The following is a 15,576-nucleotide window of genomic DNA, read 5'->3' on the forward strand; positions in this document are numbered from 1 at the left end:
TTTCATCTCCAGGTTTTCTTGTAGGCGCCGGTGGTGGTGGCCTGTCCCTCGGACAGGGAGGCCAGCATTCCCTGCGGAATGGGCCGGCCCGCCGCCTGGGCGTCGACCGCGGTGCGGAAGTTGCGCACCACCTGCGCGACGTAAGACCGCGACCGTTGCCGTCCCTCGATCTTGAGAGCGGTGACACCGGCCTTGGCCAGTTGCGGGATCAACTGCTCGGCATTGAGGCTGACGGGATCTTCGAACAGGTGCCCGGTCTTACCGCCGGCGGTAAAGCAACCCTTGCAAAGGGTTGGATAGGGGGCTGGCTCGTCCCGACCGACCCGGTGGATCGTGTAACCACCCAACCGGGCATCAAGCCCCTCTCCGGTTTCGCGGTACTCGACATGGCTGGCCGGAGAACAGACCCCGTTCATGTTCGGCGACTGGCCGGTGGCATAAGAAGAAAGCGAACAGCGCCCTTCGGCCATGACGCACAGGCCGCCGAAGACGAAAACCTCGGTCTCGACCTCGGTCTCGGCGTTGATCGCGGCAATCTCGGGCACCGACAGAACGCGCGGCAGCACGACCCGCTTCACCCCAAAGGCACGCGCATAGAAGTTGATGATATCGGCATTGGCCGCCGCCGCCTGTACGGACAGATGCCGGCGCAGATCGGGGTGGGATTGGGCGGCGTAGTCCAGCAATCCCGGGTCGGCCAGGATGACGGCATCGGCGCCGGCCGTTTCGGCATCGGCCACCGCCTGCCGCCAAAGCGTCTCGGATCCTGCTCGGGGATAGGTGTTGATCGCGACCAGAACCTTGGCGCCGTGGGCATGAGCGAAGCGCACGCCCTCCTGCATCTCCTCCCGGCTGAAGTTCAGTCCGGGGAAGTTGCGGGCGTTGGTTTCATCGGCGAACCCGCAATAGACGGTATGCGCGCCGGCCTTGACCGCGGCGCGCAGGGCGGCCGGGGTACCGGCGGGACAGACGATTTCCATTACCATGCGGCCTCCTCGGGGGGACGGGACAGGCAGATGCCCATGCGGCGCTCGGTCAGGGCGATCAGGCGGCGCAGCGGGGCGGCGAAGGGGCCGGACAGGCGCGCGGCCTCGTCGGCGAAATCCAATTCGGCGTCGTCAATGGCGTTGCGCAAGGCCAGCGCGGCGGCGGTGTCGCCTTCGATCACCAGATCGCGGGAAAAGAACAGCGCGTCGCCGTCGAAGGCCCCGTGCACCAGCCCCAGAAACGCCGCCAGCGGTCCCGCGATCCGGGCGTCGCCGCGAACCGCGCCGCGTCCGACGCTAACCTTGGGCGCGCCGCCACGCGGCTCGAGCAGGATGGCGAAGGGCAGGTCGGTAGGGTCCAAGACGAAGGTCGAATGCGCGTGATCCCCGAGGCGACGGAACAGCCCGGGATGATTGCGGGCGACTGCGCGGGCGAAGGCATTGAGCGACAGGGACAAAGGCGCAAGCGGTGCCAGACCCAACGGTCGGGCCAGTACCGAGGGCACCCTGGGGATCGAGACGAGGTTTTCGTTCAACAGGAATCCTTTCCGCCTGTTGGCTGTGTTTTCGCCCGCCGTTCTAGGAAATGGCCAAGGTCGGGCACCTGACAAAAGTCAAACTCCGGCCGCCTTTTTGCTGGTAGGCGCTGCAAAAAGAACAGGAGGCGGACATCCGCGACCTTCCGCCATATCCAAGCCTCCGGGGTTTCCTGGACTGGTGTACCGAGACCGGCCAACTGCAGCCGGTTGCCGACCCCGTTCCCGTCCGCCACCGCATGACAGCCGTTCATGGCGCCGTGCTCGAGCGCGGCGGCCCCGTCCTGCGCTTTGACAGGCCGGTAAGGGAGGACGGCGGTATGGCCGGGATGCCGGTCGTGACCAACCTGTTCGGAACCGCCTCGCGCGTAGCGGCCGGTCTGGGGGTGCGCGAGGACCGGCTGGAGGATCTGGGCGCCTTTCTTGCGGCGCTTCGTTCTCCTGCTCCGCCCGAAGGGCTGAAGGATGCGCTGTCACGCTGGCCGATGCTGAAGGCGGCACTGACCACGCGGCCGAAGATCTGCGGCTCCGCCCCGGTTCAACAGGTGGTGCGCAGCGACAAGGACGTGGACCTGTCCGATATTCCGGTGCAGACCCATTGGCCCGGCGATGCCGGACCGCTGATCACCTGGCCAGTCGTACTGACGCGGCCCCACGGGTCGAAGGCCGAAGAAGCAGGCAGATACAATGCCGGCGTCTATCGGGTTCAGGTGCTGGACAAAAGCCGGGTCATCATGCGCTGGCTGCCGCACCGTGGCGGGGCCGCTCATCACCGCAGCTGGGGCAGGGCGGGAGAGCCGACGCCGGTGGCGATCGTCCTTGGCGCCGACCCGGCCCTGCTGCTGTCCGCCGCGTTGCCGCTGCCGGAAACCGTGTCGGAACTGACCTTTTCGGGTGCGTTCAGCGGGTGCCGGCCAAGGTTGGTGCCGGCCGCAACCGTTCCTCTGCTCGTGCCGGCCAATGCGGAAATCGTGCTCGAAGGGTGGGTTTCACCGGACGAGACGGCGCCCGAGGGACCGTTCGGCGATCACACGGGCTATTACAATCAGGCCGAACCGTTTCCGGTGGTTCGGATCACCGCGATCACCCATCGCCAAGACCCACTCTATCTTTCGACCTACACGGGTCGTCCGCCGGACGAACCGGCGATCATTGGCGGCGTGTTCAACAGGCTTGCCCTGCCGACGATCCGTGCGCAGATCCCCGAGGTCCGGGATCTTTGGCTGCCGCCTGCGGCCTGCTCCTACCGGATGGCCGTGGTCAGCATCGACAAACGCTATCCCGGTCAGGCGAGGCGCGTGATGATGGCGCTGTGGGGGATGCTGCCGCAGTTCAGCTATACCAAGATGATCGTAGTCGTAGATGAGGACATCGACCCGTCGAACTGGGATGACATCGCTTGGGCGCTGGCGACACGGATGGACCCGGGCCGAGACATCATGCTGTTGGAGAACACACCCATGGACTATCTGGATTTCGCCTCGCCACAGCCGGGGCTGGCCGGAAAGATCGGCTTTGATGCCACCACCAAGATCGGGTCCGAAACCCGGCGGGACTGGGGCGAGGTGATGCGAACCGATCCCGGCGATGCGGCCTTTGCCGCCGACCTGCTGGGGCGGGTCCTGCCGGAGCTGGCCTCGTGACCGCGCCGCGGGTGATTCTGGGCATAGCCGGCGCTTCGGGCGCCGCGCTTGGCCTGTCCGTCGCGCGCCAACTTCGGGCCTTGGGCGCCGAGGTCGATCTGGTCGTCAGCCCTGCGGCCGAGCGCACGCTACAGGCCGAATGCGGCGCCGACGCGCTGCAGTGGCTGGGCGCAATGGCCACCCGCACCCATTCCGTTCGGGACATCGGCGCCAGCATTGCGTCGGGGTCCGTCCCCGTCGCCGGCATGATCGTCGCGCCCTGTTCGATGCGCAGCCTCGCCGCGATCGCGCACGGTCTGGACGACAATCTTCTGACCCGCGCAGCCGGTGTCCAGTTAAAGGAACGCCGCCGCCTTGTGCTGCTGCCGCGCGAAGCGCCTCTGACGCTGGCGCATCTGCGCAACATGACCGCCGTAGCAGAGATGGGCGCCATCCTCTTGCCTCCGGTTCCGGCCTTCTATCTTCTCCCGGTGAGCGTGCAGGACATCACCGACCAGATCGCCGCTCGGGCTATCGACCTGCTGGGCGTGGCGAAACCGATCGCGTTGCAATGGTCGGACGATGAGCCTGGCTTGGCTGAACGGGTCGTGGGCGACTTGTAGCGCAGTATTACCATTCTTCCGTGCCGGTCGTGGCATCTGACTGCAGGACGCCAATCGACCGAAAGCAGAAACCCGATACAAAGCGGCTGGCCTTGTGCGCCGCCGAAATGCTAGACGGAGCCTTTGCCGACAGACCTGCAACATCCTTGCAGTAAATGGTAAGAATCGGGACGACACTGGGAAAGTGCGAAACGTGACGGGTTCAGAGATTCGAGAGAAACGGGACAATACAACGCTGCGACACGCCGCTCGCCTGTCCGTCGCCCCCATGATGGACTGGACAGACCGCCATTGCCGGTACCTGCACCGGCTTCTGAGCACACGGGCGCTGCTTTACACCGAGATGGTCACCGCGCCTGCGCTGGTGCGGGGCGGGGCGTTGCATCTGCTTGATTTCAGCACCGAAGAGCATCCGGTCGCGCTGCAGCTTGGCGGATCGGATCCCGAAGAGCTTGCGCAGGCGGCGCGGCTGGGGGCCGAAGCCGGATATGACGAGATCAACCTGAACTGCGGCTGCCCCTCGGACCGGGTGCAGTCCGGCACGTTCGGCGCCGTTCTGATGAAGGAACCGGTCCGCGTCGCAGAATGCGTGGCGGCGATGCGCGAAGCGGTGGATGTCGAAGTGACCGTCAAATGCCGCATCGGCGTTGACGAGCAGAACCCAGAACAGATTCTGCCCGAGTTCCTGGACCGGATCGGCGCGGCCGGCTGCGGACGGGTGACGATCCATGCGCGCAAGGCGTGGCTGCAGGGGCTAAGCCCGAAGGAAAACCGGGACATCCCGCCGTTGGACTACGATCTCGTGCACCGGATGAAGCGGGAATTTCCGCATCTGCACATTTCGATCAATGGTGGCATCGCCTCGCTGGACGAAGCGAAGCGACACTTGGGTGCCGGGCTGGACGGCGTGATGATCGGACGGGCCGCCTATCATCAGCCCGCCGACATTCTCTGCGCCGCAGATCCCGAGATCTTCGGCATCGGCGCCGCGACGGACCCGGTGAATGCCGTTCACGCGATGTTGCCCTATATCGAAAGGCACCTTTCCGGCGGAGGCCGGTTGCACCAGATCACGCGTCACATGCTGGGTCTTTTTGCCGGTCGGCCAGGGGCGCGCGGTTGGCGCCGCGCCTTGTCCGAAGGGGCCGTGCGCGACGGCGCCGGACCCGAACTTGTGTTGGCTGCGCTGGAACGTGTCGCGCCTATGGAACGTACGGCCGAGGTGGTTTAAGCAGACCCGGAACCATTTCGGAGGGGACGATGCCGGATTCAATGCTGCTGGCCCAGATGCTGGGCCTTCTGCTTGCGATCGGCGCTTTTGCCGGCGTTCTGGCCGGCTTGCTGGGTGTGGGCGGCGGCATCGTCCTTGTGCCGGCCTTTTTCTATGCTTTCCAGACCCTTGGCTACGGCGGGCCGCAGTTGATGCAGATGTGCCTAGCGACCTCGCTGGCGACCATTGTCGTGACCTCGCTCCGCTCGGTTCTCAGCCACAACAAAAAGGGGGCGGTTGATTGGACCATCCTGCGCGGATGGGGCCCGGGCATCGTCGTCGGGGCGATTGTGGGCGTGGCGGTTGCCTCGGCCTTGCGGTCCGAGGCGTTGCAGGCGCTGTTCGGCGTTCTTGGCATGGTGATCGGCGCATATCTTGGCCTCGGTCGGGCGGAATGGCGGCTGGGCGACGCGATGCCGGGCGGGTTGCGCAGGGTTGTGCTGTCACCGACGGTCGGGTTTCTTTCGGTGCTGATGGGGATTGGCGGCGGCAGCTTCGGGGTGCCGCTGATGAGCCTTTACAACACGCCGATCCATCGCGCCGTCGCGACGGCTGCCGGGTTCGGCGTCATCATCGCGGTGCCGTCTGTCCTTGGCTTCCTGTTTCTCGACATCGCTCCCGAGCATCGACCGCCGTTCACAGTGGGTGCGGTCAACCTCGTCGCTTTCGGCATCGTCATCGCGATGACGATGATCACCGCGCCTTGGGGTGTCAAACTGGCCCATGCGATGGATCCCAAACCGCTGAAACGTGTCTTTGCGATCTTTCTGACGCTGGTGGCGCTGAACATGCTTCGCAAGGCGCTCGGATGGTAGAGGCGTTCCTGAAACGGGGTTGGGTCCGCTTTCCCCGTGATCCGGTTCTGCTGGATTGGATCGGTCACGCGCTGCCGGTCGCACGGGCCGCGGTCGGTGATCCCGTCCACGCCCAGTGGCAAGATTGCGAGGGCACCTGGTTCATCGGAGTCGATGCGCTGCCAAACGATGCGCAGGGCAGGGTGGGCAATTCGGGGCCACTAGACGGGCAGGCCGTCGAATTCATCAGGCGGCATCTGGGTCTTCATCCGCTGCACAAGGGGCAGGTTTCGGTCATCTATCCGGGCTACCCCAGGCCTCGGCGCGGCGAGGGCGAGGCGGCGACCCGTTATCGCGCGCGACGGGACGCGGCGCATGTGGATGGGTTGAAGCCAACCGGACCGGACCGCCGCCGAAGGGTGGACGAACCCCATGCTTGGATCCTGGGCCTGCCCCTGACCGAGGCTGGCGCCGACGCCGCGCCGATGGTGGTCTGGGACGAAAGCCACAGGGTTCTGGGTGCCGCATTCGCGCGGGCCTTCGAGGGGTTGCCGCGTGACAGGCTGCACGAGGTCGATATCACCGATGCCTATCAGGCCGCGCGCCGCGAGGTGTTCGATACCTGCGCCCGTATCGAACTGCCGGCCCGCCCGGGCGAAGCCTATCTGCTGCACCGTCACTGCCTGCATGGCGTCGCGCCGTGGGGAGAGAGTGCCGCGTCCGGCCCTGACGGCAGGATGATTGCCTATTTCCGCCCGGAGCTGCCCGGGGGAGTAGCCGAATGGATCGAAACCCCGTAACCTCCTGCCATATTTGAATGCCTGGGAGGAATTCGAACGATGATTTCTATCACGACGCATATGGATGGGGCCCTGATCGAGGCGGAACTTTCGGGTGAAGTGACCAGTTCCGACTATGCGGACATGCTGGTGCCCGCCGTCGAAGCCGCGCTGACCGAACATGACCGGATCCGGTTGCTCGTAATCATGGGGCAGGAATTCAGCGGTTACGATCTTGGCGCGGCCTGGGCTGACACCAAGCTGGGCCTCGGCCATTGGAGCGGTTTTGACCGTGTCGCGGTCGTTTCGGATCAAAGATGGGTGCAGACGGGTGTTCGGTTGGCTGCGCCGATCATGCCGTGCCCGGTGCAGGTCTTCGATTTGGCGGATCTGGAAACAGCGCGGCGCTGGATACGGGAATCACTGGGCTCGATCCACGTGATCGGCCTTGAAGGACCGTGCATCCAGGTCAAGTTGCAGGGTGAACTGAACCCCGAAGCCTATGAACGTGCCGAGGGCGATCTGGACGCCCGCATCCGGGAACGCAACGGCTTCCGCCTGTTGCTGGACCTGTCCGATTTCGAGGGCTGGCAGGGTATTTCCGCGCTGACGGCGCATTTCCACCTCGTGCGCAACCACGCGCCGCTGCTCGAACGCGCGGCGATTGTCGGAGACAAGGCGTGGCAGCGCATCGCGCAGCGGGTGGGCAGGCATCTCGTCAAGGCTGAGACCCAGTTCTTCCCGTCAGACGAGATGGAACATGCCAAGGCCTGGCTGGCCGCGGGTTAGAGGTTGCTGGCCTTGTTCACTGGGCCGAAAGCTGGAAGTCAAGTATGGCCATCGAGGACGAGTTGCAGAAGCTGCTGGACGACTATGTCACGGCCTATCGAGTCAGCGACGCCGCAGCTTGCGCCCTGGTATTCACAACCGATGCCCGGATCATCTCGCCCTACGGCCCAGCTGCGTTTGGACGCGCCGAAATCGAGCGTATTCACCGGGAATGGATGCAGGACGGCGCGGAGGACAAGAGGGTCGAGGTGGTCGAAGCGGGGCAATCCGGCGACTTGGCATGGTGCCTTGCCCGGTTTTCCGAAGGCGAATCGGAGGGCGAGGGGACGTCGCTCAACGTGTTTGAACGTCAAAAGGATGGACGGTGGCAGATCCGCATGTGCAGCATGAACGAAGCGTAGACGGGTGCTTCCTTACTCGGCTGCGCTTTTCCGGTCCAGCCGAGCCGCGCGCCCGCCGCGCCGCTTGGCGAGAAGGGGCCTGCGCGCCGGCAGTTCCTCCATGATCGCGCCACGCTCGGAGCTGTCCATCTTGGACCAGCGGCTGATCTCGTCGATGGTGCGGTAGCAGCCGGTGCAGATGCGTTCGGTCGGATGCACGACACAGATCTGGATGCAAGGGCTTTCGACCTCGTTCCGTTTCCAAACCATGTTCGTCATGTGCCGTCTCCGACCCGTTACAAGAAGCGCATTCGATCCAGCGCCCCTTGAAGGATATAACCGGCCGCGACGTGATCGATAACCTGTCCGCGACGTTTTCGAGACGTATCCGCCTCCAAAAGCGCCTTTTCCGCCGCCACGGTGCTCAGACGCTCGTCCCAGAACCCGATGGGAAGATCGGTCAACCGCGACAGATTCCGGGCGAAAGCACGGGTCGATTGGCAGCGCGGCCCCTCAGTCCCGTCCATGTTTTTGGGCAGGCCCAACAGGATGCCGCCTATCTGGCGGTCGGCGGCAATCTCGAGCAACCGCTCCGAGTCGAGCGTGAATTTCCTGCGCCGCACCGTCTCGAGCGGGCTCGCGACACCGCGCATCCGGTCAGACACGGCGACCCCGATCGTCTTGTCACCCAGGTCGAGCCCCATGAGCGCCGTCATCGGCGTCAACGCCCCGGCAAAATCCTCGAATACATCGTGGATCATTGGGTCAGCCCGGCCTTTTCCGCAGCGGCGCCGATCAGGTCTAGGGCGTCCGGATTGCCGGCAAAAACGGCAAGCGCCTCGTCATGGATCGCTGCGGCCCGTTCGGTGTCGCCCAGAACGCCAAGGGCGTCGATCAGGCGGGACCATTCCTCGGGCGATCCGCCCTCGGTCGCAAGCCGGTCGGCCAGGCGATCGACCATGCCTTGTATCATCTCCTGCCGGTCCTCGGCGTTCATGTCGCCCGCGGCAGCGACATCTTCATCGCTCGGGCCGGCCATCGGAGCGGACCCGGACGGCGGCAACTGGTAGTCCACGCCCGCGCGATAGGCGAGTTCCTCGATCTGCGAGCGGATCGCATCGGCCCAGGGTGCCCCGGCTGGCGCGGTCCGCAAGGCTTCGTCCCACAACCGGAACGCCAGATCCGGGCGTCCGACCTGGGTCAGCATCTGGCCGCGGTAGTAGGCTGCAAGCCCGTTCGAGGGATCCAGCGCAATCGCCTGGTCCAAGACTTCCTCCGCCTCGGGCGAGACATAGCCGCCCGCGGCAATGATCAGCAGTTCCGCCAGTTCGGCGTGATCTTCCGCCGTGGCGCTGTCGCCCGACAGTTCGATCACCCGCTGCTTGGCTTCGTAAGCGGCCTTGAAGTTGCCGACATTGGCTTCGTGCTGGGCCAGCAACATGTGGCCCTGCAGGTCGTCGGGACGCCCGGCGACGGTCTCGCGCAACTGTTTCAGCAGATTCGCGTAATTCTCTTCGATCTCCGGTTCGGGCGAAGCGGGCATGCGCGCCTCGGCAGTGGCCTGATCCGGGCGCTCGGCATGGATCTCCTCGGCCATCTCGAGCCGCAGCGACAACGGCAGATCGCCGTATCCCGGGGCGCCCAACTGCTGATAGATCAAAACCGCTCCGCCGATCAGCAGGACGCCAAGGACGGCCGCGACGCCAAGGGTCGTGCGACTGGCGGGGCCGCCGCCGTCGCGTTCCTGCTGCAGTTGCGCGTCCGCCGCCAGGATGCGTCGCGAGATCTCGGTGCGGATGCGGTCGGCATCGGCTTCGGCGATCACGCCGCGCGCAAGGTCGCGGTCGACGCCCGCCAGTTGCTCGCGGTAGACCCGCAGGTCATAGGCCGCCGCAGGTTCGCCGTTTCGCCGGCCGCGCAGCATGGTCAAGCCAAGGACCGCCGCGATTACCAGCGCCATGAGGGAAATCAGGATCCAGAACGTCATGTGCTCTCCAGAGTGTTGCCCTCATCTAGACCTGTGCGGGCGATGAAAAAAGGGGCAAATGGCCGCTGGGGGCCACCATGTCGCAATAGTGCTCTATTGCGGCGCTGTACGGCAGGGGTAGACTCGCGCCGCGCGGCATACCTGCGACCAATCACGAACCGATCGGATTCGCTCATGAAACACTATTCAGCCTTTGCCGTGGCGCGGGAAGCGCTGCGATATCACACCGGATGGGAGCGCGCCTGGCGTTCGCCGGAGCCCAAGAAGCGCTACGACGTGATCATCGTCGGCGCGGGCGGTCATGGACTGGCGACCGCCTATTACCTTGGCAAGAACTACGGCATCCAGAACGTGGCCGTGATCGAAAAGGGTTGGCTGGGCGGCGGCAACACCGGCCGCAACACGACCATCATCCGCTCGAACTACCTGCAGGATCCCTCGGCCGCGATCTACGAGAAAGCGCGCGAACTCTACGAGGATCTCAGCCAGGAACTGAACTACAACCTCATGTTCAGCCCGCGCGGCGTGATGATGCTGGCCCAGACCCAGCACGAGATCCGCGGATACAAGCGCACCGCGCATGCCAACGCGCTTCAGGGCGTCAAGACCGAGTGGATCACACCCGAACGCGTCAAGCAGCTTGTGCCGATCATCAACCTGCACGGTCCGCGCTACCCGGTTCTGGGCGCGCTCTGGCAGGAGCGTGGCGGCACCGCCCGTCATGATGCCGTGGCCTGGGGATATGCCCGGGCGTGCTCGAACATGGGCATGGATATCATCCAGAAATGCGAAGTCACCGGCGTTCGCACCGAAAACGGGCGTGTCGTCGGCGTGGATACCACCAGGGGCGCGATCGAATGCGACAAGCTGGGCATCGTGGTCGCAGGTCACTCGGGCCAGCTGGCCGAGATGGCCGGGTTCCGTCTGCCGGTCGAGTCGCTGGCGCTGCAGGCGCTGGTCTCGGAGCCGATCAAGCCCTGCATGGACGTGGTCGTGATGGCCAACACCGTGCATGGCTACATGTCGCAATCCGACAAGGGCGAGATGGTGATCGGCGGCGGCACCGACGGGTTCAACAACTACACCCAGCGTGGCAGCTTCCACCATATCGAGGAAACCGTCCGCGCATTGGTCGAAACCTTCCCGATGATCTCGCGGCTCAAGATGCTGCGTCAGTGGGGCGGTATCGTGGACATGACCGGCGACCGCTCGCCCATCCTGTCGAAGACGCCGGTTCAGGGCTGCTTCATCAACTGCGGCTGGGGTACCGGCGGTTTCAAGTCGATCCCCGGATCGGGCTGGGGCATGGCGCAGCTGATGGCCACGGGCCATTCGCCGCTGACCGAAGCCTTCTCGCTGGACCGGTTCAAAGAGGGCCGTTTCATCGATGAAAGCGTCGCCGCGGGGGTGGCGCACTGATGATGAAACCTCGGACATGTCCGGAGCGCATGGGCGTTCCAATGGAACGGGCGTGATGGCCTATTCCGAGGACATGGCCGAAACCATGCGCGCCGATCTCGGCGTGGAGCCGGGGCTGACCGAAAAGAAGATGTTCGGCGGCCTGTGCTTTCTGCTCCACGGCAACATGGTCTGCGGCGTCCACAAGGACGGGGCAATGTACCGCCCCGGCAAGGAGCGGGAGGCCGAGGCGATCAGCCTCGGTGCGCAGCCGCTCTCCTTCACCGGTCGCCCGATGGGCGGGATGGTCGAAGTGGACGCCGGAGGCTTCGAGGACGCGGAACTGCGCGCCAAACTGACTGAATTGTCGCTGGCCAACGCTGCCAGCTTGCCGCCGAAAGGATGAACATATGCTGATCCTCAACTGCCCCTATTGCGGCGTCGACGCCGAAGAATCGGAGCTCTCCGCCGGTGGCGAAGCGCATATCAAGCGCCATGGCCCCGGCTCGTCCGAGGACGAGTTCCACGACTACCTGTTCACGCGCGAAAACCCCAAGGGGGTGCATTTCGAACGCTGGCGCCACAGCAACGGCTGCGGCAAGTGGTTCCATGCCGCCCGTTGCACCAACACGCTCGAGGTTTTCGGCACCTATCCCGCCCAGACCACCGAGCCGCCGAAGCAGATCAGGGATGCCATCACCGCCAAACGCCCCGGCTGGTCGTGGAGAGAATTCTCCTGATGCTTCATCTTTTCAAAAATACTCCCGCCGGAGGCTCCGACGCCTCCATCTGCGAAAGGTCCGCATGACATGAGCACCCGTCTTGCAAATCAGGGCCGGCTGATCGACCGGTCGAAACAGGTCACGTTCACCTTCAACGGTACGTCGATGCAGGGGTACGAAGGCGACACGCTCGCCTCGGCGCTGCTGGCCAACGACCAGATGATGGTGGGCCGGTCCTTCAAGTACCACCGTCCCCGCGGCATCGTCGCGAGCGGGGCCGAAGAGCCCAACGCCCTGGTCGGCCTAGGCGAAGGCAGCCGGTTCGAGCCGAACCAGCGCACCACCACGACCGAGCTGTTCAACGGCCTGAAGGCCATTTCGCAGAACCACTGGCCGAGCCTGGAATTCGACATCGGAGTGGTCAACAACAGCCTGGCCAGATTCCTGCCGTCCGGTTTCTATTACAAGACGTTCATCCACCCGAAACCTTTCTGGAAGCACGTCTATGAACCGTTCATCCGCCAGTCGGCCGGTCTGGGCAAGGCGCCTGACAAGGACAGCCGCGACGCGGACACCTACGAACATTTCTATGCCTTCGTCGATGTTCTCGTCATCGGCGGCGGCGTCGCCGGTCTGCAGGTGGCCAGGGTTGCGGCGAAGTCCGGCGCCAAGGTCATGCTGATCGAGCAGACCGCGCATTGGGGCGGACGTGCCCCGGTCGATGGCGGAACCATCGATGGCGAGCCTGTGGATAAGTTCGTGGAACAAACTGTTTCCGAATTGGAAGCAATGGACAACGTCACGCTGCGCCTGCGCTGCATGGGGGCGGGGGTCTACGACCACGGCTACGTGCTGGGGTACGAGCGGATTTCCGACCACAAACCGGGCGCGCAGGGCCCGCGTCACCGCCTGTGGCGCATCCGGGCCAAGCAGGTCGTGACGGCCACTGGCGCGATCGAGCGTCCGCTGTCCTTCGCCGGCAACGACGTGCCGGGTGTGATGCTGGCCTCGGCTATGCGAGACTATGTGGTCAACTGGGGCGTTACACCGGGTGAACGGGTCATCGTCGCAACCAACAACGACGACGCCTACCGCACCGCGATCACTCTCAAGAAGGCCGGCGTCGACGTGCTGCGTATCCTCGATGCACGCGCATCGGCCGGTCCGCTGGCTGACGAGGCCCGCGCTCTCGGCATTCGTGTAGATCCCGGCAAGGCCGTCGCCAAGGTCAAGGGTGGCAAGCGCGTCAAGAAGGTTGCGATCTGCAACCAGGACGGCGTCGGTGGCGCCCGCGAGGAAGTGGAATGCGACGCCGTCGCCATGTCGGGCGGCTGGTCGCCGGTCGTGCACATGTGGTCCCACTGTGGCGGCAAACTGATCTGGGACGAGGACAACGCCCATTTCCGCCCCGACCCCGAGAGGCCGCCACTGGGTGCCAATGGCGAAGGCTTCGTCGTGGCCGCCGGATCGGCCAACGGCCCGCTTTCGCTGGGCGATGTCCTGAGCGATGCGCAGGCAGCGGGTGAGGCTGCGGCCAAGGGCGCCGGTTTCAAGCCGAAATCCGCCAAGGCTCCGTTGGGCGAGGCGACGGAGGAAGCACCGATGCAGCCCGTCTGGCTGATGCCTGCCAATGCGGACATCCAGCTGCGCATGAAATCCTGGCTGGACTTCCAGAACGACGTGAAGGTTTCGGACGTGCAACTGGCCGCTCGCGAGGGATACGAAAGCGTCGAGCATACCAAGCGGTACACCACGTTGGGCATGGCGACGGATCAGGGTAAGCTGAGCAATATCAATGGATTGGCGATACTTGCTGATGCGCTTGAGGCCGAGATCCCGAAGGTCGGAACCACCACGTTCCGCCCGCCCTATACACCCATCTCGATGGGGGCCATAGGCGGCGAGGCACGGGGCGAGGTATTCCAGCCGATCCGCCGCACGCCGATGTACGACTGGCACGATCGCAACGGCGCCGACTGGGAGCCGGTGGGCCAGTGGCGGCGTCCTTTCACCTACGTCCGTCCTGGAGAAACCGTGCATGACGCGGTCAATCGCGAGGTCAAGAATACCCGCGAGAAGCTGGGCCTGCTCGACGCCTCGACGCTTGGCAAGCTGATCGTCAAGGGGCCTGACGCCGGCAAGTTCCTGGACATGCTCTACACGAACATGATGTCCACGCTGAAGCCCGGCAAATGCCGCTACGGCCTGATGTGTTCCGAGAACGGTTTCCTCATCGACGACGGCGTCGTCGCCCGCATCGACGAGGATACGTTCCTGTGCCACACGACCACCGGCGGGGCTGAGCGCATCCATGCCCACATGGAAGAATGGCTGCAGACCGAATGGTGGGACTGGAAGGTCTATGTCGCAAACGTGACCGAGCAATACGCTCAGATCGCAGTGGTCGGCCCCAACGCCCGCAAGGTGCTGGAGAAGCTGGGCGGCATGGATGTCGGCAAAGAGGCGCTGCCGTTCATGGAATGGCGCGACGGCCAGATCGGCGGCTTCGATTGCCGGGCCTACCGCATCTCGTTCTCGGGCGAGCTGTCCTATGAAATCGCGGTTCCCGCGTCGCAGGGAATGGCCTTCTGGAATGCGCTTCTCGAGGCCGGGAAAGAGTTCGGCGTGATGCCTTACGGCACCGAGTGTCTGCACATCCTGCGGGCCGAAAAGGGCTTCATCATGATCGGTGACGAGACCGACGGAACCGTGATCCCGCAGGATCTGGGGCTGCACTGGGCGATCTCGAAAAAGAAAGTGGATTTCCTGGGCAAACGGGCGCAGGAACGGGCGCACATGACCGACCCGGATCGCTGGAAACTGGTGGGTCTGGAGACTGTGGATGGATCGGTCATCCCGGACGGCGCCTATGCGGTGGGCGAGGGCGTGAACGCCAATGGCCAGCGCAACATGATCGGGCGCGTCACCTCGACCTATTACTCGGCAACGCTGGGCCAAGGCATCGCCATGGGTCTCATCAAGCACGGTCCGGACCGGATGGGCGAGGTGGTCGAGTTCCCGGGCACCGACGGCAAATCCTACAAGGCAAAGATCGTGGACCCGGTGTTCTACGACAAGGACGGGGAAAAGCAGAATGTCTAAACCCATCAGCGCACTGAACCACGCCAGCTACGACGGCATCGCCAGGATCGAGGAATGCGGTCTGCAGGGGATGATCACCCTGCGCGGCGATCTGAGCGACAAGGTCGTGATCAAGGCCGCCACGGCCGCCACTGGACAGAAGATGCCCGGCCAGCGCGAGGCGAATGTCGAAGGTGAGACCGGCCTGTGCTGGATGTCGCCGGACGAGTTGCTGGTGCTTGTTCCCTATGCCGAGGTCGAAGCCAAGCTTGCCGAGATCAACAAGGCGCTGGACGGTACCCATTCGCTGGCGGTCAACGTCTCGGACGCGCGGGCGGTGTTTCGCGTCTCGGGTCCTTATGCCCGCGAGGTGATGGGCAAGGTTTCCCCGGTCGATCTGTCGAAAGAGGCGTTCCAGCCCGGCCAGATCCGTCGCTCGCGCCTGGCGCAGGTGGCGGGGGCCTTCTGGATGGACGGGGCGGACACGTTCCGCGTGGTCTGTTTCCGCTCGGCAGCCGACTACGCCTTCAAGCTGCTCAAGGTTGCTGCGCAGCCGGGCAGCGAAGTGGGCGTCTACTGACACTGCTGCGAACGGCCCCTTCGGGGGCC

At 64.6% G+C, this 15,576-nt stretch carries 17 protein-coding genes; 12 read left to right on the forward strand and 5 right to left on the reverse strand.

Annotation, left to right across the window (positions count from 1 at the left end; translation table 11 throughout):
• Positions 1-2 precede the first annotated feature (2 nt).
• Both ubiU and ubiT read right to left on the reverse strand, forming a co-directional pair.
• On the reverse strand, positions 3-980 hold the full coding sequence (ubiU, locus tag FGK63_RS14340; RefSeq protein WP_138843911.1) for a ubiquinone anaerobic biosynthesis protein UbiU: 978 nt from the start codon (positions 978-980) through the stop codon (positions 3-5).
• Positions 980-1,522, reverse strand: coding sequence for a ubiquinone anaerobic biosynthesis accessory factor UbiT (gene ubiT, locus FGK63_RS14345; protein ID WP_138843448.1), 543 nt, complete (start codon positions 1,520-1,522; stop codon positions 980-982). The genes ubiU and ubiT overlap by 1 nt, the downstream gene beginning before the upstream one ends.
• Positions 1,523-1,656: 134 nt before the next feature.
• Between ubiT and FGK63_RS14350 the strand changes: the two genes are divergently transcribed.
• The 7 genes from FGK63_RS14350 to FGK63_RS14380 all read left to right on the forward strand — a co-directional run bounded on the left by FGK63_RS14350 (position 1,657) and on the right by FGK63_RS14380 (position 7,800).
• Complete coding sequence (locus tag FGK63_RS14350; protein WP_138843450.1) at positions 1,657-3,165, forward strand: UbiD family decarboxylase; 1,509 nt, start codon at positions 1,657-1,659, stop codon at positions 3,163-3,165.
• On the forward strand, positions 3,162-3,767 hold the full coding sequence (locus tag FGK63_RS14355; protein ID WP_138843452.1) for a UbiX family flavin prenyltransferase: 606 nt from the start codon (positions 3,162-3,164) through the stop codon (positions 3,765-3,767). Before FGK63_RS14350 ends, FGK63_RS14355 begins: the two co-directional genes overlap by 4 nt.
• Positions 3,768-4,002: 235 nt before the next feature.
• Positions 4,003-4,998: a tRNA dihydrouridine(20/20a) synthase DusA gene (gene dusA / locus FGK63_RS14360; protein ID WP_425471857.1), complete on the forward strand. Its 996-nt coding sequence runs from the start codon at positions 4,003-4,005 to the stop codon at positions 4,996-4,998.
• 29 nt (positions 4,999-5,027) lie between these two features.
• Positions 5,028-5,852: a sulfite exporter TauE/SafE family protein gene (locus FGK63_RS14365; protein ID WP_138843454.1), complete on the forward strand. Its 825-nt coding sequence runs from the start codon at positions 5,028-5,030 to the stop codon at positions 5,850-5,852.
• Positions 5,846-6,631, forward strand: a complete 786-nt coding sequence (locus tag FGK63_RS14370) for a hypothetical protein (RefSeq protein WP_138843456.1) — start codon at positions 5,846-5,848, stop codon at positions 6,629-6,631. Before FGK63_RS14365 ends, FGK63_RS14370 begins: the two co-directional genes overlap by 7 nt.
• A 39-nt stretch (positions 6,632-6,670) precedes the next feature.
• Complete coding sequence (locus tag FGK63_RS14375) at positions 6,671-7,399, forward strand: SpoIIAA family protein (RefSeq protein ID WP_138843458.1); 729 nt, start codon at positions 6,671-6,673, stop codon at positions 7,397-7,399.
• Positions 7,400-7,443: 44 nt separating this feature from the next.
• Complete coding sequence (locus FGK63_RS14380; RefSeq protein ID WP_138843460.1) at positions 7,444-7,800, forward strand: YybH family protein; 357 nt, start codon at positions 7,444-7,446, stop codon at positions 7,798-7,800.
• 12 nt (positions 7,801-7,812) lie between these two features.
• On the opposite strand, the gene FGK63_RS14385 is transcribed toward FGK63_RS14380, so the two are convergent.
• Genes FGK63_RS14385 through ccmI form a run of 3 tightly spaced genes read right to left on the reverse strand, consistent with a single transcriptional unit; the run spans position 7,813 to position 9,766 of the window.
• Positions 7,813-8,058 (reverse strand): DUF1289 domain-containing protein, encoded by a 246-nt coding sequence (locus FGK63_RS14385; protein WP_138843462.1) that lies wholly within the window; start codon positions 8,056-8,058, stop codon positions 7,813-7,815.
• A gap of 17 nt (positions 8,059-8,075) precedes the next feature.
• On the reverse strand, positions 8,076-8,540 hold the full coding sequence (gene ruvX / locus FGK63_RS14390) for a Holliday junction resolvase RuvX (protein ID WP_138843464.1): 465 nt from the start codon (positions 8,538-8,540) through the stop codon (positions 8,076-8,078).
• The gene (ccmI, locus tag FGK63_RS14395; protein WP_138843466.1) at positions 8,537-9,766 is read right to left on the reverse strand and encodes a c-type cytochrome biogenesis protein CcmI; all 1,230 of its coding nucleotides are present in this window, start codon (positions 9,764-9,766) and stop codon (positions 8,537-8,539) included. The genes ruvX and ccmI overlap by 4 nt, the downstream gene beginning before the upstream one ends.
• Before the next feature lie 174 nt (positions 9,767-9,940).
• Here ccmI and FGK63_RS14400 point away from each other — a divergent pair, with 174 nt between their 5' ends.
• The 5 genes from FGK63_RS14400 (at position 9,941) to FGK63_RS14420 (ending at position 15,547) form a co-directional block, all read left to right on the forward strand.
• Positions 9,941-11,185: a sarcosine oxidase subunit beta family protein gene (locus tag FGK63_RS14400; protein WP_138843468.1), complete on the forward strand. Its 1,245-nt coding sequence runs from the start codon at positions 9,941-9,943 to the stop codon at positions 11,183-11,185.
• Positions 11,186-11,201: 16 nt separating this feature from the next.
• On the forward strand, positions 11,202-11,570 hold the full coding sequence (locus FGK63_RS14405; protein WP_246044037.1) for a TfoX/Sxy family protein: 369 nt from the start codon (positions 11,202-11,204) through the stop codon (positions 11,568-11,570).
• Positions 11,571-11,574: 4 nt separating this feature from the next.
• Positions 11,575-11,904, forward strand: a complete 330-nt coding sequence (locus FGK63_RS14410) for a sarcosine oxidase subunit delta (RefSeq protein ID WP_138843470.1) — start codon at positions 11,575-11,577, stop codon at positions 11,902-11,904.
• A gap of 69 nt (positions 11,905-11,973) precedes the next feature.
• Positions 11,974-14,988: a sarcosine oxidase subunit alpha family protein gene (locus FGK63_RS14415; RefSeq protein WP_138843471.1), complete on the forward strand. Its 3,015-nt coding sequence runs from the start codon at positions 11,974-11,976 to the stop codon at positions 14,986-14,988.
• Positions 14,981-15,547: a sarcosine oxidase subunit gamma gene (locus FGK63_RS14420; RefSeq protein WP_138843473.1), complete on the forward strand. Its 567-nt coding sequence runs from the start codon at positions 14,981-14,983 to the stop codon at positions 15,545-15,547. The genes FGK63_RS14415 and FGK63_RS14420 overlap by 8 nt, the downstream gene beginning before the upstream one ends.
• Positions 15,548-15,576: the final 29 nt, after the last annotated feature.

Origin of the sequence: Ruegeria sediminis, from assembly GCF_005938215.1 — a bacterium.
GTDB lineage: Bacteria > Pseudomonadota > Alphaproteobacteria > Rhodobacterales > Rhodobacteraceae > Ruegeria > Ruegeria sediminis.